The sequence below is a fragment of the Pelagibius sp. Alg239-R121 genome, from assembly GCF_947331435.1.
Lineage (GTDB): Bacteria > Pseudomonadota > Alphaproteobacteria > Kiloniellales > Kiloniellaceae > Denitrobaculum.
The window spans coordinates 118122-138653 of the sequence record NZ_CAMZOF010000013.1; the positions used below are offsets into that span (position 1 = coordinate 118122).

At 60.1% G+C, this 20532-nt stretch carries 16 protein-coding genes; 11 read left to right on the forward strand and 5 right to left on the reverse strand.

The window, feature by feature from the left end; translation table 11 throughout:
- Positions 1-678 carry an HAD family phosphatase gene (locus QMZ18_RS32735; RefSeq protein WP_282610643.1) on the forward strand — a complete coding sequence of 226 codons (678 nt, stop codon included), beginning with the start codon at positions 1-3 and terminating at the stop codon, positions 676-678.
- Here QMZ18_RS32735 and QMZ18_RS32740 read toward each other — a convergent pair whose 3' ends face one another.
- Positions 679-1572: a LysR substrate-binding domain-containing protein gene (locus tag QMZ18_RS32740; RefSeq protein ID WP_282610645.1), complete on the reverse strand. Its 894-nt coding sequence runs from the start codon at positions 1570-1572 to the stop codon at positions 679-681. It abuts the gene before it with no gap.
- A 145-nt stretch (positions 1573-1717) separates the two neighbouring features.
- Here QMZ18_RS32740 and QMZ18_RS32745 point away from each other — a divergent pair, with 145 nt between their 5' ends.
- The 4 genes from QMZ18_RS32745 to QMZ18_RS32760 all read left to right on the forward strand — a co-directional run bounded on the left by QMZ18_RS32745 (position 1718) and on the right by QMZ18_RS32760 (position 7329).
- Positions 1718-3253 carry a trimethylamine methyltransferase family protein gene (locus QMZ18_RS32745; protein WP_282610646.1) on the forward strand — a complete coding sequence of 512 codons (1536 nt, stop codon included), beginning with the start codon at positions 1718-1720 and terminating at the stop codon, positions 3251-3253.
- On the forward strand, positions 3250-5199 hold the full coding sequence (locus QMZ18_RS32750; RefSeq protein ID WP_282610647.1) for an FAD-dependent oxidoreductase: 1950 nt from the start codon (positions 3250-3252) through the stop codon (positions 5197-5199). Before QMZ18_RS32745 ends, QMZ18_RS32750 begins: the two co-directional genes overlap by 4 nt.
- Positions 5196-6887, forward strand: a complete 1692-nt coding sequence (locus QMZ18_RS32755; protein ID WP_282610648.1) for a thiamine pyrophosphate-binding protein — start codon at positions 5196-5198, stop codon at positions 6885-6887. The genes QMZ18_RS32750 and QMZ18_RS32755 overlap by 4 nt, the downstream gene beginning before the upstream one ends.
- A gap of 82 nt (positions 6888-6969) precedes the next feature.
- Complete coding sequence (locus QMZ18_RS32760; RefSeq protein WP_282610649.1) at positions 6970-7329, forward strand: cupin domain-containing protein; 360 nt, start codon at positions 6970-6972, stop codon at positions 7327-7329.
- Positions 7330-7389: 60 nt separating this feature from the next.
- Here the strand turns inward: QMZ18_RS32760 and QMZ18_RS32765 are convergent, their stop codons facing one another.
- The gene (locus tag QMZ18_RS32765; protein WP_282610650.1) at positions 7390-8826 is read right to left on the reverse strand and encodes an NCS1 family nucleobase:cation symporter-1; all 1437 of its coding nucleotides are present in this window, start codon (positions 8824-8826) and stop codon (positions 7390-7392) included.
- A 142-nt stretch (positions 8827-8968) separates the two neighbouring features.
- Between QMZ18_RS32765 and QMZ18_RS32770 the strand changes: the two genes are divergently transcribed.
- Positions 8969-9517 carry a recombinase family protein gene (locus QMZ18_RS32770; protein ID WP_282610651.1) on the forward strand — a complete coding sequence of 183 codons (549 nt, stop codon included), beginning with the start codon at positions 8969-8971 and terminating at the stop codon, positions 9515-9517.
- A gap of 40 nt (positions 9518-9557) precedes the next feature.
- On the opposite strand, the gene QMZ18_RS32775 is transcribed toward QMZ18_RS32770, so the two are convergent.
- From QMZ18_RS32775 to QMZ18_RS32785, 3 genes are all read right to left on the reverse strand, one after another.
- Positions 9558-10919, reverse strand: coding sequence for an MmgE/PrpD family protein (locus tag QMZ18_RS32775; RefSeq protein WP_282610652.1), 1362 nt, complete (start codon positions 10917-10919; stop codon positions 9558-9560).
- A gap of 20 nt (positions 10920-10939) precedes the next feature.
- Positions 10940-11104: a hypothetical protein gene (locus QMZ18_RS32780; RefSeq protein WP_282610653.1), complete on the reverse strand. Its 165-nt coding sequence runs from the start codon at positions 11102-11104 to the stop codon at positions 10940-10942.
- Between the two features lie 155 nt (positions 11105-11259).
- Entirely contained in the window at positions 11260-12783 is a 1524-nt protein-coding gene (locus tag QMZ18_RS32785; RefSeq protein ID WP_282610654.1) for an alpha/beta hydrolase, read from the reverse strand.
- A 292-nt stretch (positions 12784-13075) separates the two neighbouring features.
- Between QMZ18_RS32785 and QMZ18_RS32790 the strand changes: the two genes are divergently transcribed.
- The 5 genes from QMZ18_RS32790 (at position 13076) to QMZ18_RS32810 (ending at position 20515) form a co-directional block, all read left to right on the forward strand.
- The gene (locus QMZ18_RS32790; RefSeq protein WP_282610655.1) at positions 13076-15496 is read left to right on the forward strand and encodes an FAD-dependent oxidoreductase; all 2421 of its coding nucleotides are present in this window, start codon (positions 13076-13078) and stop codon (positions 15494-15496) included.
- A complete protein-coding gene (locus QMZ18_RS32795; RefSeq protein ID WP_282610656.1) occupies positions 15496-17043 on the forward strand; it encodes a trimethylamine methyltransferase family protein in 1548 nt (515 codons plus the stop codon). Before QMZ18_RS32790 ends, QMZ18_RS32795 begins: the two co-directional genes overlap by 1 nt.
- Before the next feature lie 4 nt (positions 17044-17047).
- Positions 17048-17731, forward strand: coding sequence for a TetR/AcrR family transcriptional regulator (locus QMZ18_RS32800; protein ID WP_282610657.1), 684 nt, complete (start codon positions 17048-17050; stop codon positions 17729-17731).
- Positions 17728-19035, forward strand: coding sequence for an FAD-binding oxidoreductase (locus tag QMZ18_RS32805; RefSeq protein WP_282610658.1), 1308 nt, complete (start codon positions 17728-17730; stop codon positions 19033-19035). The genes QMZ18_RS32800 and QMZ18_RS32805 overlap by 4 nt, the downstream gene beginning before the upstream one ends.
- A 136-nt stretch (positions 19036-19171) precedes the next feature.
- Positions 19172-20515, forward strand: a complete 1344-nt coding sequence (locus QMZ18_RS32810) for a C45 family autoproteolytic acyltransferase/hydolase (protein ID WP_282610659.1) — start codon at positions 19172-19174, stop codon at positions 20513-20515.
- The last annotated feature ends 17 nt before the right edge of the window (positions 20516-20532 follow it).

Here is a 20532-nt window from a genome sequence, read left to right on the forward strand (position 1 = left end):
ATGACGGATGCGGCGATCATCTTCGACTGCGATGGCGTTCTCGTGGATTCGGAACGCATCGCGATCGCCGTGGAGCGCGATCATTTGGCGCGGATTGGCCTGGTGTACGAATCTGCGGACTACCTCAGCCGTTTCGTCGGGCTGACAAATCAGGATTTCTATCTTGCTTTGGAGAACGACCATCGGGCGATCCACAATCGTCCGTTGCCAACCGACTTTTTCGAAAAGCTGAAAACGGCCTGCTGGGCACGCTATGAAAGTGAACTCACGTCTTTCGAGGGATTGCTGCCGCTGCTCGATACTCTCCGCGGCCCGGTGGCGGTGGCATCCTCCAGCTCGAAGCCTCTGCTGCACAGGAAGCTGGAAATAACGGAGCTGCACGGGCGCTTCGATCCGCACATTTATTCCGGCGACGAAGTTGCACGCGGTAAGCCGTCACCGGATCTTTTTTTGTTGGCGGCCGAACGCATTGAGCGGGATCCGGCGCAATGCCTCGTGATTGAGGACAGCATCAACGGTGTTCGTGCTGCCGTCGCCGCGGGTATGGAGGTCTGGGGGTTCACCGGTGGCGGCCACGCAGACGCCGGCCTGTCTGGCCGGTTGAAAGAGGCAGGCGCCCGGAAAGTCTTTTCGAACTATCCGGACATGCTTCCCGCCGCAAAGGCCTTCGCGCGCTAATCATGACCTGGTGGAAGCTTTGCGATTTCGTCCCGCCAGCAGCCAGTCTCTGACTGCGGCAGTCGCCTCACTGCTGAGCGCGTTCTCCTGGTAGATCAGGTAGTAAGCGTCTTCGGGATCCAAGCTGGTCTCGAAGGGACGCAGCAGCCGGCCCGCCGCCAGTTCATCGCCGACAAACTGCAATATACCTAGGGCAATGCCTCGGCCGGCCAGTGCGGCCTGAAGCAGAACGTTCGCGTCCTCAAATATAGTGCCCGGTAGGTTGACGGGAGGCATCACGCCGGCCTTTTCGAACCACTGGCGCCAGCCTTTGTCGTCACGATGATGGAGCAGCGGCAGCGAGAGCAGGTCTTCGGTACAGAGGAGGGAATCCGGAGTCTTCAACAGGGAAGGCGCGAAGACCGGACTGACCTCGATGCGTAGGAGCGGCTCGCAACGAACGGCTGGCCAATCGCCTTTACCCCAAGCGACCGCAAGATCGAACTGGGCCATCTGCTGCCACACGGGCAGGGGGGAATGATGCAGCCGTAGATCGATGCTCGGGTGTGCCGACCAGAAATCCGCCAGCCTGGGAACCAGCCAGCGCGCCGAAAAGATCGGTCCTGCCCCAAGCGTCACGTTGCGTCTACCCGGGTTGGCGGACAGCTTTGCGAATGCCGCGGCGATGTTCGCGATCGCCGGGCCGATGCTTTCGGCGAAACCCAACCCGTTCGGGGTCAGTTCCACACGGCGGGTGTGCCTGATGAAAAGCGGCTGGCCGCATAAGGCTTCGAGTTGTTTTATCTGGTGACTGATGGCGGTCGGAGTCAGGCCCAGTTCAATTGCCGCGTCCTTGAAGCTCAAATGACGGGCCGCCGCATCAAACGCGCGAATTGCCGCGAAGGGAGGAAGCATGAACGTCCAGCTCTACAGATGAATTTTTATCATCTATAGAGCGAACCGAACTGGTTTGTCAAAGAAGGTTAGCCGAATTAGTGTCAAGCAAGATGAATTTTTCTTCATTGTCTGACTGAACGATGACCATCAAAGAGGCGGGCGTATGAGGCGGGGCCGCAGAACCCGGATTGACGAGGATGCGGAGGCGGCTGCGTTGACCAGGCCCGTCATCGGACCTGTTGCAGAAGGGGGCCGCTTTAGACCGCTTTCGGATCCGGAAGAAGCCTCCGTACATGAGGCAGTACTGGACCTTCTCGAAAACCTCGGATTGAGCCAGGCGATCCCCTCGATGATCGAGAAGGTGACGGCAGAGGGTGGCCGGCTCACCCATGACGACAGGCTGCTGTTTCCTCGCGAACTGGTCTTGAAGACCGTAGAGAACGCGCGCCGGGACCTTGTGCTCTACGGTCAGCAGCCCGGTCTGGAACTCGATCTGTCCGGTGGGCGCGTCCATATGAGTTCAGGCGGCGCTTCGCCCAACATCGTCGATCTCGAAACCGGCCGTTACCGGGAGTCGACCGCCAGGGATCTCTACGATGCCGCCAGGCTCGTCGACGCTTTGGAGCATGTGCAGCATTTCAGCCGCGCGCTGGTGGCGCGCGATGCGACTGATCCCTTGAGCCTCGACGTCAACACGGCCTATGCCTGCCTCTGCGGTACCGCCAAGCATGTCAGTATCAGTGCGTCCGACCCCGCAAACGTCAAAACGATTGCTGATATCTGCTACAGCATTGCCGGTGGCGAGGCGGCCTTCCGGGCGCGGCCATTCCTGACCATCATGGTTTGCCACGTCGTGCCGCCCATGCGCTTTGCGGAGGAGGCCTGTCAGACGCTGGAGGCAGCAATCCTGGCCGGTTTCCCGGTGCAGATCATTTCCGCCGGACAGGCCGGTGCCACCAGTCCGGCAAGCATTGCCGGTTCGCTCGTACAGGCAGTGGCGGAGACCCTTGCGGGACTGGTATTCGCGCGGCTGGTTGATCCCGCCGCCGCCGCCATTTTCGCACCGAAGCCGCTGGTCGCGGATCTTCGCACCGGCGCCATGTGCGGTGGCGGTGGAGAGCAGGCCATCCTGATGGCGGCGGCGGCGCAGATGGGCCGGTATTACAATCTGCCGACCAGCTCGATCGCGGGCATAACCGATGCCAAGATCGCCGACGTGCAGCACGGCTACGAAAAGAACCTGGCGGTCAGCCTCGCGGCCCAGGCGGGATCCAATCTGATTACCCAGTCCTGCGGCATGCAGGCCAGTCTGCTGGGCGTGTCCCTGGAAGCCTATGTTGTCGACAACGATATGCTGGGCGGCATTCTGCGCTCGGTGCGTGGTGTCGAGGTTTCGGGTAAGACCTTGGCCGCTGACGTCATCGCCGAGGTCTGCCGGGGAGAAGGGCATTATCTCGGTCATCCCGAAACCCTGGCACGCATGAAGGCAGACTACGTCTATCCGGTCGTTGCCGACCGCCGATCACCGACGGATTGGGAGGAAGACGGCGGCTTGGATATGCGCACACGCGCGCGAGCCCGTGCGAGGGACATCCTCGCTCGCCACTATCCAGGTCACCTGGCGGAGGAGACGGACCGTCTTCTGCGCGACCGCTACCATCTTCTGTTGTCGCGCGCCGATATCGGGAGGCCGGCGTGACAAGTCGGTTTCCAAACCTCTTTTCCGAGATCACATTGGGGAACTGCAGGCTGGCAAACCGGATCGTCTCCACCGGCCATCATACTTATCTGTCGGACGATGTTCCCGACGACCGCCTGATCGCCTATCACGAAGAGCGCGCGAAGGGCGGAGCCGGCCTCATCGTTTCGGAAATCGTGGCGGTGCACGAGACGGCGGGCTTTTCCCGCGATCTTCTGAAGGCCACGAGTCCAAAGGCCGTTCGTGCCTACGCGAAGTTGGCGAAGGCGTGCAAGCGGCATGGTACGCGTATGTTCGCTCAGCTGTTTCATCCCGGCCGCGAGATCCTGTCGGCCTGGTCGGGGATGCTGCCCATCGCCTGGGCGCCGTCGGCTGTTCCCAACGAACGCTTTCATATCATGCCGAAGCCGATGCCGGTTTCGTTGATCGAAGAGATTGTCGCGGGTTACGGCCGGACCGCGGCCGTGCTGGCCGAGGCAGGCTTCGACGGCTTTGAGATTGTCGCCAGTCATGGGTACCTGCCGGCGCAGTTCCTGAATCCGCGCGCCAATCGGCGTGAAGATGCCTACGGCGGCGATTTCGAGCGGCAGCTTCGGTTCCTTCGAGATGTGATTGCAAGTATCAGAACGGCCGCTGGTGACCGAACACTCGGGCTGCGGATCTCCGGGGATGAGATGGGTGAGAGTGGCCTCAGCGATCTGGAGGTTCTGCGAATATGCAAGGCCGTCACCGGCGACGTCGACTACTTCAGTGTGGTCGCGGGCTCTTCGGCCAGCCTTGGGGGCTCGGTCCATATCGTGCCACCGATGGGGCTCGAGCACGCCTATGTGGCGCCCTTCGGCGCGGCCATCAAGGCGTCGGTTTCCAAGCCGGTGATCGTGACCGGGCGCATCAATCAGCCGCAGCTCGCCGAGCAGGTGATCGAGAGGGGAGATGCAGATCTTTGCGGCATGACCCGCGCGATGGTCTGCGATTCCCGGATGGCGGTGAAGGCGCGCGCGGGCAGGCTGGACGATATCCGCGCCTGCATCGGCTGTAACCAGGCCTGTATAGGCCGCGCACACAAGGGGCTGGGTATCTCCTGCATACAGCATCCCGAAAGCGGCCGGGAACTGGACTATGCCTCTGTGCCTCCGGTGACGCGGCGGAAGCGCATCCTTGTTGCCGGCGGCGGCCCCGCAGGCATGAAGGCCGCCGCGATCGCTGCGACCCGCGGTCATCACGTCACGCTTTACGAGCGCGACCGGCAGCTTGGCGGTCAGACCCGGCTGGCCCAGCGTTTGCCGGGACGCGAGGAGTTCGGCGGCATCATCGGGAACCTGGAACGGGAGATGGCGCTGGCCGGTGTCTCAGTGGTCAAGGATATGGCGGTGGACGCCGGTCTTATCCGCGCTGAGCAACCGGATGTGGTGCTCATTGCCACTGGCGCCAAACCCTATCTTCCCACCGGCGTGGGACTGGCGAGCTCGAATGCCGTCACTGCATGGGATGTGCTCGAAGACCGGGTCAAGGTCGGGGCGAGGGTCGTGATTGCCGACTGGCGGTCAGACTGGATCGGCCTTGGACTTGCGGAGCGTCTGATGAAAGCGGGCAGTGACGTAACCCTTTGCACCAATGCGGCGCTGGCGGGTGAATCTCTGCAGATCTATACGCGCAACCACTATGTCGGGCGACTGCATCGGCTGGAGGTTGATATCAGGACTCATGCGCGGCTGTTTGGCATCGATGGCGAGACGGTCTACTTCCAGGATACGCTGAGCAACGAGCCAGTGATACTGGAGGGCGTCGATACGCTGGTACTGGCGCTCGGCCATCAATCAGAAATCACGCTGGAACAGGAACTCGCCGGCCAAGACGTCGAAATGCTCTCGGTCGGCGATTGTGTTACGCCGCGTACGGCGGAAGAAGCAGTGTTCGAAGGGCTTCAGGCAGGATGGAAAATATGACGGTCTCGGATAAGGTCACTGGCGGCGAAGCCGTTTACCGGGTGTTGCGTGACCAGGGTGTGAAGAGTGTTTTCGGCTTGCTCGGCGGTTCCATGCTCGAGCTCTTTGACGCCATGCACAACGGTGGTGAAATTACCTACGTCGGCGCCCGAGACGAGCGGGCGGCGGGCCATATGGCCGACGCCTACGCCCGCGTGACCGGCGGGCCGGGGATCGTTCTCGGTGCCCAGGCCGGGCCGGGCGTGGCCAATCTCGCAACCTCTGTTGCCGAAGCGCACCTGGCTTATTCGCCACTGGTGGTGATTGCAGGCGCGATCAGCCGCAGCGACCTCGGCAAGGATACTTTTCAGGAAATTGACCAGGTGGCGCTCTTCGCCCCGATCTCGAAGCGGTCCATCCTTGTGAGCGATCCCAACCGCCTGGCCGAGATGCTGCGTGACGCGATCCGGCTGTCCATGAGCGGCAGGCGCGGACCGGTGGTGCTGCATGTGCCACGTGACCTCTTTGCGGCTCAGGTGGAAGCATCTGTATCGGACCCGGTTTTGATCGCACGGGGCGGACCGCCTGCGGAAGCGGATATCGCCACGATGCTGGAGTTCCTCGGTGAATCACAGGCGCCTGTGATTGTCGCCGGTGGCGGCTTCAAGTGGTCTGGCGGCACTGAGGCTCTCAGAGCGCTGGCGGAGACCCTTGAGGTTCCCGTCGTTGCCTCCACGGGCCACGCAGATGTCATGCCACATGGACACCCGCTCTTTGCCGGGCAGGGCGGACCGCGCGGCAACAAGGTGGCGAGCCGCCTGACGCGCGAAGCGGACCTGTTGCTGGTGCTGGGCGCGCGCCTCGCCTTCAACTCAACCTTTTTCAGCCGTGATTACATCTCCGACAGTGCCAGGATCATCCAGGTCGATATCGAAGCCAGCGCGATCGGCCGCTATTTTCCGGTCGCTTTAGGCCTGCAGGCCGATGCGGGGCAGACCGCAAGCGCGCTGATGAAGGAAGCGAAGCGGCGCGGCATCGACGCAGAGGGTTGGACAGCCTGGCGCAATTCCTTTGAGAAAGACGCTTCGGCATTACTGGCGGAACGTTCCGAAGAAGCCGAAAACGATGCGGTGCCGATGCACCCGCGCCGGGCACTCGCCGAAATCCGCGCGAGCCTGCCGGAAGACGCCATTGTGACGCTGGACACCGGTAATGCCTGCCTGCAGGCGGCTGACCGGCTCGCCCACTACCGCACACCCGGATTGATCACTCCGCTCGACTTCGGATTGGTCGGCTTCGGTTACGCCGCCGCGATCGGCGCCAAGGCTGCCGCGCCCGAGCGCCCCGTTGTGTCGGTGATGGGGGACGGCGGGTTTGGATTTACCTTGTCGGAGATCACCTCTGCGGTCCGTCACAACCTGCCTGTTGTCGCTGTGGTGCTCGACAATGGCGCCTGGGGTGCAGAGAAAGCCTATCAGAACGAATTCTTCGGCGGCCGTCTATTGGGGGCCGAGATCGAAAGCCCGCCTTACGATGAAGTGGCGAAGCTTTGCGGCGCGCTGGGGTTCGCTGTTGAACGGCCTGGGGAGTTGGAGTCAGCGCTTGGAGAAGCGCTCGCCAGCGGCCGTCCCGCCGTCATCCATGTCAGGATCGATCCCACGGCTCTCAATACCCTGCGCAAGGATCTCTTTGCCGCACCGGCGCCATAGCGCAATCGCCGCTGTTCTGACGGTATGGTGTTTCGTAGGATGCGTGCAATCATCTTGATGACGAAACAAAGGGTACTCCCCGATGATCAAAAATTTTCTCGACGCCGCCGCGCGGCGGCACATGAGCTCGCACGAAGGTGAAGGGCTGGTCGAACTCTACGAGCTTTGGGGTCGCGCCGATTTCAAAAGCAATGTCGATTTCATGGACCGCGTGGTCGTACCGCCTAAATCGACCGTCGGGTACCACAGACACGGCAACAACGAAGAAATGTATATCGTACTCGAAGGGCAGGGCACCATGACCATCGGGACTGAACCGACGACGGTCAAAAAGGGTGACATGATCCTCAATCCACCTGGCGGCGCACATGGTTTGGTCAATGACACCGATGCGGATATCGATCTGCTGATCATCCAGCTCGGCCTGCAGGAAAAAACATAGCGATTGTGAGCGTCGGCAGCGCACAGAGTTATCCGCGCGCTGCCTGTGGCTCATTTGTGGTTATGCCGACTTACCCGGCATGAGGACTTTATAGGCGGCGCCGCCGATCAGGGCACCGACCACCCAACCGAAGCCGGAGAGGAACCCGAGCGCGGGCAACCAGACCGTCGCGATGGAAAAGACCGCACCGATCGCAAAGGCCTGAAGGGCCTTTTTGTTCCAGCCGTTGTCGTACCAATAGGCCCCGGAGGGATCGGCGGAAAACATCTGCTGGATGTCCAGTTTGCCACTTTTGATCAGATAGTAGTCAACGATCATGATTCCGTAGACCGGCGCCAACACGGCACCGAGTGTATTCACGAACTGACCGATCCCGATCTGGCTAATCCAGGCCACCCACAATGCTCCGACGAATAGCGACAGGACCGCGGTGATAAGCCCGCCCATCCTGAAGTCGATCTTGCTGGGCATGAGGTTGGCCAGGTCGTAGGCCGGGGGGATGAAGTTGGCGACCAGATTGATGCCGATGGTGGCCGCAAAAAAGGTCACGGCGGCAATGATGGTCAGCGGAAGGAAATCGACCCGGTCGACGATTTCCGCCGGATTGGTCAGGTTCTCACCGTAAATGGCCGCGGTGCCCGCCGTCACGAAAAGGGCGATGAAGGAGAAAATCGCCACATTGGCAGGCAGACCCCAAAGGTTGCCTTTTTTCAGTTCCTGCTCGTCTTTAACAAACCTGGAGAAGTCTCCAAAGTTAATCACCACTGCGGCAAAGTAAGCGATCATGGTGCCGACGATGGTGAAGAATGCCGCTATGGCACCGCCTTCGTAATCGCCCGCTCCCTCGAAGATGTCGCCGACGGCCGTCAGCAATCCGTCGCCTGCCTTGAACCAGATGACGATCATCAGGACGATCATGACAGCATAAACGAAGGGTCCGGCAAGGTTCAGGAAGTTGCGGATCCAATCGATACCTTTCATGAAAAGATAAACCTGGAACACCCAGACGAGGGCGAAGGAAAACCAGCCGATGGCGGTGATACCCAGATAGGTTTCCGCGTCAGAGCCGGTGCCAAGAACTGCATCAATTAGCAGCGTGACCGCGGTCGAGGCGAAATAGGTTTGTACGCCGTACCAGAAGATCGCGACGATCGCGCGGATCATGGCTGGGAAGTTGGCGCCGCGAATGCCCATGCTGGCGCGTGCCATGACCGGATAGGGGATGCCGTACTTGACGCTGGGCGCGCCGGATAGATTGACCAGAATCATGATGAAAAAGGCCGCCAGGATGATGGCTGCCATGACGGCCCATCCATTCAGGCCGTAACTGATGAACATCGAGGCCGCCAGTGTGTAGCCGAAAAGGCTTTGAATGTCGTTGGCCCAGACGTTGAATATCTCGAACCAGCCCCAGGTCCGGTCCTTGTGCTCGATCGGAGCAAGATCCTCGTTGTAGAGACTCGGATCAAGTTTCGTGATCTCCAGATTTTCGCTCATCCCCCCATGCCCTTCCGAATATGTTCTAATTGTTGTTGAAGCGGCCTCAAGACTCTATAACCATGAAGCGTGCATAATTACGCGCAAAATAGTCGTGCAAAATTTCGTGCAAAAGTCAAACGCTTTGTGCGGGGAGATGGAAATGAAGATTGGCTACGCCCGTGTTTCAACGAAATGGCATAGCAAGGAAGTGCAGATTGCCGCGCTCGAAAGCGAAGGCTGTGACCGGATTTGGCGTGAAAATTCCTCTGACCGGGATTTGAGTCAGCGGCAGTTCGAGGAGTTCATCAATGGCCTCAAACCGGATGACACGGTTATCACCACGCGTTTGACTTCCATCGCGCGTTCCAACCGTGAACTGGTAATGATCGTCAATTCGATCCGCGAAAAGGGCGCCCACTTTCAGTCGATTGCCGAGCCTTGGATCAACACCAACAGGCCGGACGGCGATGCGGTTCTTACGGTCCTCGATGGGCTGGTCAATTTCGAAATCGACCTTTTGAAAGCCAGCCAATCGGATGAAAAGATGGAGCCGATGGCAATGGGCGTTGCTCCCGGACGGCCACGTAAACTGACAGAGCTTCAAAAGTATGAAGCGATCTCGCTGTTGAGGCTCGGCAAATCGGCCGCGGAGATTGGCAGGCTGTTCAATGTCAGCCGCAGTACGATTTCGCGGCTGAAACGTGTCTAGAGCAACAACGTGTCGAAAGCGATAACGTGTCTAAAGCAAATCAGGCAATCGGGTTCGCTGGTGCATAAAGGAGTTCATCGAACCAAGTAAGCCTGGAAGTTTTGCCGCCCAGTTCCGCCACCTGGTTTTCGATCCCGGCCGCCCGCTCTTTACCTAGAAGAGGAGCGGCGAAGCGATGGAACTTTTCAGAGATTTCGGCATCGCTCAGCGGGTCATCAGGATCGCCTTTTGGCGTGCGCGGATCCGAGCGCAACTCACGCCCATCCGTCAAGAGGAGCGTTACGTCGGCCCAGCGTTCTCCGCGAAGTGCCCGTGCATTGTAGTCATCGTTTTCGAGCAGCTTTGTCGCCAAGGAGATTCGTCTGATCTCCGGATCTTCCAGCACTTCGGACGAGACTTCCGCTACGCCGATTTCACCCCGCACGATCATGGTCGCCGTCGGATAGGCGATGCCATAGGACAGTTCATCCAGGTTGTGTGGATCATAGCCTGCCAGCCGCGTGGCATTGTGAAAGGTCGTAATCCGGACGCTTTCGATCTGCGCGCTGGTCAAGTTGTATTCGGTCATGAGATCCCGCGCTGCGTCGATGGCCGGGTGCGCCCAGCGGCAGACCGGATAGCGTTTGTAGTGGGTGTTCCCGATTTCCCAGCGTGACCCGAGATCGGACCAGAAGCCTGCTGCCTCTTCGCCCTCGACTGTGATGGCGGGCGCACCGGTGAAGCCGTGCCGTGCCATAAAAACTGCAGCGACCCCGGTGGGCGAACCCCAGCCCACACCGTCGCGCAGGTTCGACGGGTGGTCGATGCAGCGCATCATCTGGCTGCGCGGACCGTTGTATTCGGCGATCCCGATGGCATGCCGCATTTCCTCCGGCGAGAGCGCGAGCAGGCGCGCGCCCACGGCGGCCGCACCGACCGCCGTCCAGGCGCCGGAAGTATGATAGTCCGGTGTCGTTGCATGAAGCGCCAATCCGGCACGGTAGGCGACCTCGTAGCCGACCGCCATGGCCGCGAGAAAGTCGGGACCCGAGGGAGCTTTGCCCTGGCCGCGCAGAACTTCGACGAAGGCCAGTAGCGCGGGGAAGATGCCGGATCCCGCGTGCCCCTTGACCGGGGAGTGTCCGTCGTGGGCGTCGATGGAATCGATGGTATAGGCACCGGCGAGTGCGGCGCCCTCCGGACTGACCGGGCGGCCGTCGAACAGCAGACGCGCCGTGGGGCTGTCCGGTCCGGCGCAGTGGTGCGCCCTGACGTAATCCGTGATCGTCCGGCCCATCGCATTTGTGGTGCCGACAGCCGCCACGCCGAGCGTATCCAGAACCGAGCGCTCCATGATCCGCTGGATCGCTGCAGGGAGATCCTCGAAGCGGGTTGTAAAGACGAAGTCGTGAAGGGAAGTCATAGCAGTCCGTGATCGCTTTCTTAGGTTGGGAACACATATTCCTTGACGGTCTTGACGATAAAATTGTGTTTTCTGGCAATAAGTAAGGAGCGGAGCGATGCTGCATAAGTCCACTGGGCATCGTGCACCTGCCAGAATTGGACCGGCAACGCGACGCTGTCCAGAACGTGGTTCTCAGAACTCATAATCTTGTCGCCCAAAATACGATCAAGGCCATCAAGAAATTGGAGTCCTCAACCTTGGGCGGCAGGTGCCGACGGCCGTGCATCGGCCTTGCGCCCTCGAGAGTCTACTCAAAGCTTTCCTAAACTGCGAGAGCCGCCTCACGGGATGGGTAAATTCAGTGCACTCCGAAAACAATAGCGCGAGGCTTGTCGACGCAATGAAGCCGAAATGGATTATCCATGGGGCTGGCAAGAAATGCGGCTGCAAATCTGTCGGCGCATTCGGAGACGGACATGACATCGTGTCCGATACCCATCCAGACTCTGTGGCGGCCGTTGGGAAGAAAGCGTAAGGCCTCTCTGGCCCAGACCGGCGGCGTTACCGGATCGAGATCACCGGAATAGAGCAGGACGGGAACATTGGAGGAAACAGGCGCCGTTTCTATGGGATCGGTTTTCTTTAAGTCCCAGACTTCGCACATGGCTTTCTCGGACAGGATCCAGGGAATATTCATGTGATCCTGCAGGGGGTATTTTCCGGATTCCTCGGCGGCGATTTCGATATCGTTGAAGGGAAACTCATCGTAACACTGGTAAGAGGCATAGGCGCCTGCGTCGAGCGGATAGAGCGTCAGAAAATCGACGTATTCTTCTTGTACGAGCTTGGTGACGGGGCGAACGTTCCCATCGATAAGTGCTTGAATCGTGCCGGGAATACGGCCGATTTTTCCTTCGTCATAGATGGCCCCGAAAATGGATGAAACCAGCAGCTCCGGCGTGAGCTGCGCCGTGAATTTCTGAGAGTTTCTTGGATCCGTGAGCTGGAGGGACTTCGGTCTTTCCTTCAACTCGGTGAGAAGGTCCACGAAACCGTCGTAGAGCGCGGTTCCGTGGCGGGTCCTGCAGAAGCTATCCCGGCTGCAGAGTTCAAAGACTCGTTTGAGAGAGGAGAAATTCTGCCGTGGGGACACTTCTAGAAAGTTGACCTCGGGGGGATCGACGCTGTCCAGGACCAGTGTACGGGTGCTCTCGGGGAATTCTCGAAGATAGGTCAGGGCAATGCGCGTGCCGTAGGAAATTCCGTAGATGTTCAACGTTTCCAGACCTAGGGAGTCTCGGAGGAAGTCGATGTCGCGGACCGCGGCGACATTGTTGTACTGGCTGACGTCGATCCCCTCGTCGGTGAGGCGTTCCTTACACGCGTGAAAAGCCTTGGCGCGATCCTTCGTCGCGACTCTCGGCGTCATGACCTGCTGCATCAACCGCATTTCCGCGTCGATGACTTCCGGGCAGTTCAGTCTGGGACTCGAGCTGCCGACGCCCCTGTTATCGGTCAGGATGAGGTCCCGGCCGGCATCCAGGCTCATGTAGACGTAGGTCAGCCAGCTGCTCTTATGCATCTCGTCGGAGTTTTCCGGGACGACGCCCAGGGGATTACCCGGGCCGCCGCCGCCAGCGACCAAAACCGGTACACGCCCCGGAACGGACTTATGCGTCCGAAAGATTATGAAAGGAAGAGTCACGCTCCGCCCGTTCGGCCTGTCCCAGTTTTCCGGCACCCGAAGATGGCCGCAGTCTGACTCCGGCCAGTCGCGCCCGCCATCGAACCAACATCTGGTCCACTCGATGCTCTCGGGATTTGGGTACTTGTCCGATTCCGGAGAGAATGGCCAAAAGATCTCGTGCTCGGTAGCGATCACGATACAAATACTCAGGGATATGATCAGGATTATGGTCCGCAACTTTTCTGATCCGCCTCAATGATAACCTAGCCACGCAGACTCCTTTTAGTGGTTTTCCTGTAGGGAAAGCAACCGGCAGGCTGCGGTCCGAAGAGGCGGTGAAAGGCTATTGTACATCACTGTCCATAGTGTTATGGACAAGAGTGTCTAGAGTCTGATCGTTACTCACCCGTCAGCGAAAAACGTGAATCAGACTTGCAGTAAGGAGCGGCCGGAAAGGCCGCCGTGCTGTCGTTTCAGGGAGGATGGAATGAAGTCGCACTATCGGGTTGTCGTGATTGGTGGTGGGGTCGTCGGAGCGTCGGTGCTCTATCATCTGGCCAAGTTCGGCTGGAAAGATGTCGCTCTGATCGAGCGATCGGTCTTGACGGCGGGTTCAAGCTGGCATGCCGCCGGCGGATTTCATGCTCTGAACGCGGATCCGAACATCGCCGCGCTGCAAGCTTATACCATCGACCTTTTGTCGGAGATTGAGAAAGAGTCCGGACATTCGGTCGGCATGCACATGACCGGCGGTCTCACGCTCGCCGGAACGGAAGACCGATGGGAATGGCTTCAATCGGCCTACAGGGTTTTTCAAAGTCTCGGCATTGAAGACGTGCGCCTCGTAACGCCGGAGGAGGCCGGTGCGCTCTGCCCGGTGATGTCGACCCATGGGATTTTGGGCGGCATGTGGGCGGATCGGGAAGGCTATATCGATACGACCGGCACGGTTCATGCCTACGCAGGGGCGGCCCGGAAGAACGGCGCGGAAGTGATTGAGCACAACCGGGTATTGGAGCTGCAGCAGATTCCCGAAGGCTGGCGGCTGGTTACCGAAAAGGGCACCGTTACCTGCGAACACGTGGTCAACGCGGCCGGTCTCTGGGCCAAGCAGGTCGGCCGTATGGCGGGAATTGAACTTCCCGTATCGCCGCTGGAACACCATTACCTGCTCACCGAGACTATTCCGGAAATAGCCGCGCTCGATGGAGAGTTGCCGCTGGTCGTGGACCTGGAGGGCTTTACCTATATGCGCCAGGACTTGAAGGGCATGCTGTTGGGGATTTATGAGATCCGGCATAAGCACTGGATGATGGATGGCGCGCCCTGGAACTACGGTATCGAGCTGCTGCAGGAAGACATCGACCGCATCGAAGACGAACTCACTCTCGGTTTTGAGCGCTATCCCGTTCTGCAGCATGCCGGGGTCAAGAACTGGGTCAACGGGGCTTTCACATTCTCTCCCGACGGTAACCCGCTGGTCGGCCCCGTTCCCGGCAAACCGGGTTACTGGTGTGCCTGTGCCGTGATGGCCGGATTCCTTCAGGGAGGCGGGGTTGGCAAGTCGCTGGCGGAATGGATGATCCACGGTGAACCGGAGGCGGATGTTTTCGGCATGGACGTTGCCCGTTACGGCGATTTCGCGGCGAACAAGCGATTCATTAAAGAGACGACCGGACAGTTCTATACCCGGCGCTTCGTCATGACTTATCCCAACGAGCAGTTACCGGCAGGCCGGCCTCTGAAGATGGCGCCTGCGCATGATGCCATGACGGATGCCGGATGCCGCTGGGGCGCCAGCTGGGGGTTGGAGGTGCCACTGTATTTCGCGCCCGAAGGATTTGAAGAGACACCATCACTCAAGAGATCGAACGCGCATGACATCGTCGGGGCGGAATGCCGTGCCGTGCGCGAAAACGTCGGGTTGCTCGATATTTCCGGCTTTTCACGGTTCGAAGTCAGCGGCCCGAACGCCGAACGCTGGCTCGACCGGGTGATGGCCTCAAAACTTCCGGCTCCGGGTCGGGCTAAACTGGCGCCCATGCTGTCACCGGAAGGCAAGCTGAAGGGCGACCTCACCCTCTTTAACTGGGGCGACGGCACCTGGTGGATCATGGGGTCCTACTATCTGCGCGCCTGGCACATGCGCTGGTTCGATCAATACATGGAGGACGGCGTTGTCGTGCGTGACATCGCGGATGATATTGTCGGGTTTTCGCTGGCTGGTCCGAATTCTCTGAAGGTCCTCGAAACTCTCACCGACGGTCCGGTCGGCGAGCTGCCCTTCATGGGCTGCGGTCAATTCGACATGGGATTGGTTCGTGCAAAGGTCGGGCGCTTGTCGGTGGCCGGCGAGCTCGGCTACGAAATCCACTGCCACGCCGCCGAGCATATCGGATTGCGGCGCCTGCTCCTGGAAGCAGGGGCTGATCATGGCATCGCGGAATACGGTTTCAATGCTCTGCTGAGTCTGCGGCTGGAGAAGAGTTTCGGAATCTGGTCCGCTGAATTCACCCAAGGTTACACGCCGCGGCAGACCGGCATGGACCGCTGGATCGACTGGCAAAAACAAGAATTCGTCGGCCGTGACGCTGCAATAAAAGAACGCGATGGCGCCCAGGAGGGGCAGGTCCTGGTGACGCTTGAAGTTGACGCTGCGGATGCGGATGCGAGCGGCTTCGAGCCGATCTGGTCGGGCGACCGGCGAGTCGGCTTCGTCACGTCCGGCGGATACGGACACAGCCTTTCGAAATCGCTCGCAATGGCGCTTGTCGATCACGACCTGGCGCAAGTCGGGCAGGAACTAAGCGTTCATATCGTGGGCGCCGAACGGCCGGCAAAGGTGATCTCGCCGTCTCCCTACGATCCCCAGGGCCTCGCCATGCGTGGCAAAAGGGTCGCAAGCTGATGGTGGAGGCTGACTCCAGACAGGAAAGACGTGGGCGGCGGCGAAGTCGCTCTGCGGCTCCCAGGGCGCAGCGCGTCACTGACTACCACAATCTGCGCAACCCATTTCCGCCCATGGCGGTCTTCAGTGATGACCGGATCGAGGCGATTCACGACGCCGCCCTGAAACTGTTGCAGGAGCTTGGGATCAAGGTTCTGCTTCCCGAGGCACGCGACTTGTTCCGTGCGGGCGGGGCCAGTGTGGATGAGACCAGTGAGATGGTCTGTATCGGCCGCGAGATGATCGAGGCCGCGCTCGAAAGCGCGCCAAAATCCTTCGTGATCCATGCCGGCCGCCAGGAGAAGGACATTCTGCTCGCGCCCGGGCAACTCGTGTTCCAGTCCGGTGCGGGCGCGCCTCATGCTACGGACCGGGAGCGCGGCAGACGGCCGGGCACCCTGAACGACTTCTGCGAGTTTGTGCGGCTCACCGAGCACTTCGATGTGCTCCAGATGGTGCCGCCGGTGGTCGAGCCGCAGGATGTGCCCATTCATCTGCGGCACTATGAGACGGCGCTGGCACAGCTGACCTTGTCAACCAAGGTGCCATTCGTCTTTTCGAGGGGTACGCCGCAGGTGACGGAATCTTTCGAGATGATCCGGGACTTTCGCGGTCTTTCCGATGCAGAGTTCCATGCCAGCAGTCACTGCTACACCATCATCAATACCAATTCGCCACGTCAGATCGATATCCCGATGGCCCAGGGCCTGATCGATTTCGCCAGGGCCGGACAGGTCTCCATCGTGACCCCCTTCACCCTGATGGGAGCGATGGCGCCCATCACCGTCGCCGGCGCGATCACCCTGTCGCACGCTGAAGCGCTTGCGGCGATCGCCCTGACCCAGCTGGTCAAGCCGGGCGCGCCGGTCTCCTACGGCACCTTCACGTCGAACGTGGACATGAAGTCGGGCGCGCCCGCTTTCGGGACGCCGGAGCATTTCCGCGCCAGTCTCGCCGCTGGGCAGCTTGCGCGGAAAATCGGCCTGCCCTGGCGCAGCGCGACCGGCAGTGCCGCCAACATCAACGACGCGCAGGCAGCCAACGAGACCCAGCTCGGCCTTTGGGGTTGTTTGCTCGCCGGCTCGACCATCGTCATTCACGCGGCTGGCTGGCTTGAAGGCGGCCTGACGGTGTCGTTTGAGAAATTCGTGACCGACTGCGAGGTCCTGCAGATGGTGGCCGAACTCTGCTCCGAGGCGCAGGCCGGTGACGACGAGATCGCGCTCGAGGCCCTGTCAGAGGTCCAGCCTGGCGGACATTTCTTCGGTGCAACGCACACCATGGAGCGCTATCAGACGGAGTTCTACGAACCCTTCCTGCATAGCTGGGCGAACTTCGGCACCTGGACGGAACGGGGTGCCAAGGACGCGGATCAACGCGCAACGGAAGTCTGGAGAGAGATTCTCGCGACATCCCCGAACCCTGAAGTCGATCCGTCACGGGCCGAGGCCCTGCAGAATTACATCGAGGCGCGCGCAGAGGCGGGTGGCGCGCCGCCGGAGAGTTAAAACTATGTGCGCAGCCAAAGTCACGCCTCTGCCAACGCAAGACGACGGCCAGACTGACAGCCTGCCGGGCAATGTAAAGGTCATGCGTCAGGACTGGTTGAATGTCGCCATGGACCTGCTGGTCAGTGACGGCGTCGAGCAGGTCAAGGTTCTGACCATCGGGGAACGCCTGGAGGTGTCGCGCTCGAGCTTCTACTGGTATTTCAAAAGCCGGCAGGATCTGCTCGATGCCCTGCTCGAGCACTGGGAGCAAACCAACACCGCCGCCTTGATCGGGCAGTCGAAGGCGCCTGCAGAAACCATTACCGAGGCGGTCTGCAATGTCTTTCGCTGTTTCGTCGATCCCTCGCTCTTTAACAACGCTCTCGACTTCGCGGTGCGCGAATGGGCGCGGCGTTCGGGCAAGGTGCGCACCGTCCTGGACCGCTCCGACAGCGCAAGGATCGGGGCTCTGGAGGAGATGTTCAGGCGTTTCGGCTATCCCCAAAAGGAATCTCTCGCCCGTGCGCGGACACTCTACTACATGCAGATCGGCTACAACACGGCGGACCTCAAGGAAGACATGAGCGAGCGCCTGAAGCTGCTGCCCGACTATCTGGTCGCGTTCACCGGCAAGAAGGGACGGCCCAAAGAGATCCGCGCGTTCGAGGTCTTTGCAAAATCGGTTGAGGAAAGGACAGTCCAATGAGTCAGTCGCCGGATGCCATCATCATCGGAACGGGCGTTATCGGAACGGCGGTGGCCTTCGAGATGGCGAAAGCCGGCTGGAAGACTCTGTCGCTCGACCGGAACCGGCAGATCGGACATGGCTCCACCGCCGGCTCCTGCGCGATCATCCGAATGCACTATTCCACATTCGACGGGACGGCTTTTGCCTGGGAGGGCTATCACTATTGGAGGGACTGGCCGGACTATTTAGGCCTTGGTTCGGATACGGACCTGGCCAAGTTTCTGGAGGTCGGCTGCCTCGTCATGAAGACAGATGCCAACGGGCACCTGTTCAAACATATTGAAAACAGTGCCGCGCTGGACTGTCCGTTCGAGGAATGGTCCGCTGAAAGGATCATCGAAAAACTACCGATCTATTCGCTGGAAAGTTATGCCCCGGCGAAGCGTAGCGATGACCCGGCCTTCGGACTGCCCAACGACACGCAACTCAAGGGCGGCGTCTACTGGCCTAAGGCCGGTTATGTTACGGATCCGGCGCTTTCCTCGCAAAATCTGGCCGATGCGGCGAAACTGCACGGTGCGGAATTCCGCCTGGGTGTGGAGGTTTCCGAAATCCTCAGCGAGGGCGGGAAGGTGCGGGGCGTGCGGCTGACCGGCGGCGAGGAGATACATGCGCCTGTCGTGATTAACGTGGCCGGGCCGGGCTCCTCGATCATCAACCGGATGGCCGGCGTGCTCGACGATATGACCATCGAAACGCGCCCCCTGCGTCAGGAGGTCGTGCACGTACCCGCGCCGGAAGGCTTCGATTTCGAAGCCGACGGCACCATCGTTTCGGACAGCGACATCGCCTGTTACTGCCGCCCGGAACACGGCAACCATATCCTTGTCGGCAGTGAAGATCCGCCCTGCGATACCCACCAATGGGTCGAGGACGATAGCGACTACGACCGCAACTTTTCCGACCAGTGGACGACGCAGGCCATGCGCTACGCCCAGCGCGTGCCAGGCCTTAAGATCCCGAACAGAACCCGCGGCGTGGTCGATCTCTACGACGCCTCGACCGACTGGATTCCGATATACGACAAGTCGTCGCTCGATGGCTTCTATATGGCCTGCGGGAGCTCGGGCAATCAGTACAAGAACGCCCCCATCGCCGGAAAGCTTATGGCGGCCCTGGTCGACTACTGCGAAAACGGCAATGACCACGACTCGGTGCCCTTGCAGTTTACGCTGCCCTATATTCAACGGGGCATCGACGTGGGCTTCTATTCCCGTAAGCGCCCGATTAACCAGGAATCGAGTTATTCGGTTCTGGGGTGATGCTGGAAATCCGAAGTTTGGTGATCGCCGCAAAAATCGGCGTTACCGACTGGATCGGCTGGGCAAATCCGCTGTAGTATCGTCTTTAGGGATAGCTTCCCTGTCCAGATAATCCCGGTATAACAGGACATCACTTATGGCAGCATTGTGGAACGTCGATGTCCTTTCCTGCCGGGGCAGTTCCTATGACGTCGGGCGGCAGGTCGCGGAAGGCTTTCGAAAGACACCGCGTGGCCGCGCCTTCAAGCGCCGTAAGGAACGCCGCCCCTTTGCCTTCAGCCTGAAGAATGCGGAGGCCGCTCTGACGATGTACGCACCGAACATCTGGGAGGAGCTGCATGGTCTCGCGGATGGTTTGGAGATTTCTCTAGAGCGCGCGGTCGCCGAGTTTTCCAATGGCCGCCTGCGTTATCCCAAACGCGGTTGCTCGGCGGTCATGACCGGCGGGCTTTACGGACGCAACTACGACTTCTCACCCAAGCGCTACGACCGCCTGCTTGTCGCCATTCAGCCCGATGGCGTGAACGCGAGCATCGGCTTTTCCGACCGCTTCACCGGGCGCGACGACGGCATGAACGAGCATGGTCTTTGCGTCGGCCTGCACTATGTCAATGAAGCCAACTGGCAGCCCGGGCTGGTCTGCATTCTGATCGTCCGGATTCTGTTGGATCAGTGTGCGAACACGGCAGAGGCCGTGGATCTGGCAAAACGTTTGCCGCACGGGCTCGGTTTCAACTACTCCATGATCGATGCGCTGGGGAACGCGGCCGTGGTCGAGGCCTCGCCCGCCGGGATTGCCGTACGCCAGGGCGCGGCGCTCGCCTGTACCAACCATTTTCAGTCGGCGGATCTGCAGGATCAAAACCGGCGGAACGCTGGCTCTTTCCGGCGGCTCCCAACACTGGAGGCCTGGTCGCAGGAATTGATCGCGGCAGAGGATTTGTTCTTTCGGCTCAATGCCTCACGCTCACCGGTCTTCGCACATGGCTACACACGCGGCGGCGGCACGCTGCACAGCTTCGTCTGCGAAGCTTCACGGCGGAAGATGCTGGTTGGCGTTGGCGGCGATGCCACGCCGATGCAACTCGACTTCGGTGCCTGGGTGACGGGCAGCGATCTTACGGTCGCGCAACTGACAGGCCAACTGGGTGGTAGGCTCAAACCCTTTGATCCAAGCCGGCGCGCCCGAAAAAACCCAGCAAGTGGGGGCGCTGAATCCGAAAAAACCTTCGTCGATGCCGACCTCAGCGGTGCCAGCTTCAAAGACGTGTCGTTAAAGGACGCACTCTTTGAGAACGCCAATATGGCCGGCGCAAAATTCACCGACATAAACCTGGCCGGCGCGCGCCTCGACAACATCAATCTTTCCGACGTCGAGATCACCCGGAACTGTAACTTCAAGGGCATGACCATAGCGGGTGTGCGTGTGCAGGATTTGTTTGAGGCCTACAGAAATCGTGGATCAGCGAAGGACTCGTGACGTCGGCTTCGTCATGA

What these genes read in the sequence shown, in the direction of transcription:
- QMZ18_RS32765 (WP_282610650.1), bottom strand. Translation starts at nt 8,826, where the DNA reads ATGAGCGAAAATCTGGAGATCACGAAACTTGATCCGAGTCTCTACAAC.
- QMZ18_RS32800 (WP_282610657.1), top strand. Translation starts at nt 17,048, where the DNA reads ATGTGCGCAGCCAAAGTCACGCCTCTGCCAACGCAAGACGACGGCCAG.
- QMZ18_RS32755 (WP_282610648.1), top strand. Translation starts at nt 5,196, where the DNA reads ATGACGGTCTCGGATAAGGTCACTGGCGGCGAAGCCGTTTACCGGGTG.
- QMZ18_RS32810 (WP_282610659.1), top strand. Translation starts at nt 19,172, where the DNA reads ATGGCAGCATTGTGGAACGTCGATGTCCTTTCCTGCCGGGGCAGTTCC.
- QMZ18_RS32745 (WP_282610646.1), top strand. Translation starts at nt 1,718, where the DNA reads ATGAGGCGGGGCCGCAGAACCCGGATTGACGAGGATGCGGAGGCGGCT.
- QMZ18_RS32740 (WP_282610645.1), bottom strand. Translation starts at nt 1,572, where the DNA reads ATGCTTCCTCCCTTCGCGGCAATTCGCGCGTTTGATGCGGCGGCCCGT.
- QMZ18_RS32775 (WP_282610652.1), bottom strand. Translation starts at nt 10,919, where the DNA reads ATGACTTCCCTTCACGACTTCGTCTTTACAACCCGCTTCGAGGATCTC.
- QMZ18_RS32735 (WP_282610643.1), top strand. Translation starts at nt 1, where the DNA reads ATGACGGATGCGGCGATCATCTTCGACTGCGATGGCGTTCTCGTGGAT.
- QMZ18_RS32780 (WP_282610653.1), bottom strand. Translation starts at nt 11,104, where the DNA reads ATGAGTTCTGAGAACCACGTTCTGGACAGCGTCGCGTTGCCGGTCCAA.
- QMZ18_RS32790 (WP_282610655.1), top strand. Translation starts at nt 13,076, where the DNA reads ATGAAGTCGCACTATCGGGTTGTCGTGATTGGTGGTGGGGTCGTCGGA.
- QMZ18_RS32805 (WP_282610658.1), top strand. Translation starts at nt 17,728, where the DNA reads ATGAGTCAGTCGCCGGATGCCATCATCATCGGAACGGGCGTTATCGGA.
- QMZ18_RS32795 (WP_282610656.1), top strand. Translation starts at nt 15,496, where the DNA reads ATGGTGGAGGCTGACTCCAGACAGGAAAGACGTGGGCGGCGGCGAAGT.
- QMZ18_RS32770 (WP_282610651.1), top strand. Translation starts at nt 8,969, where the DNA reads ATGAAGATTGGCTACGCCCGTGTTTCAACGAAATGGCATAGCAAGGAA.
- QMZ18_RS32760 (WP_282610649.1), top strand. Translation starts at nt 6,970, where the DNA reads ATGATCAAAAATTTTCTCGACGCCGCCGCGCGGCGGCACATGAGCTCG.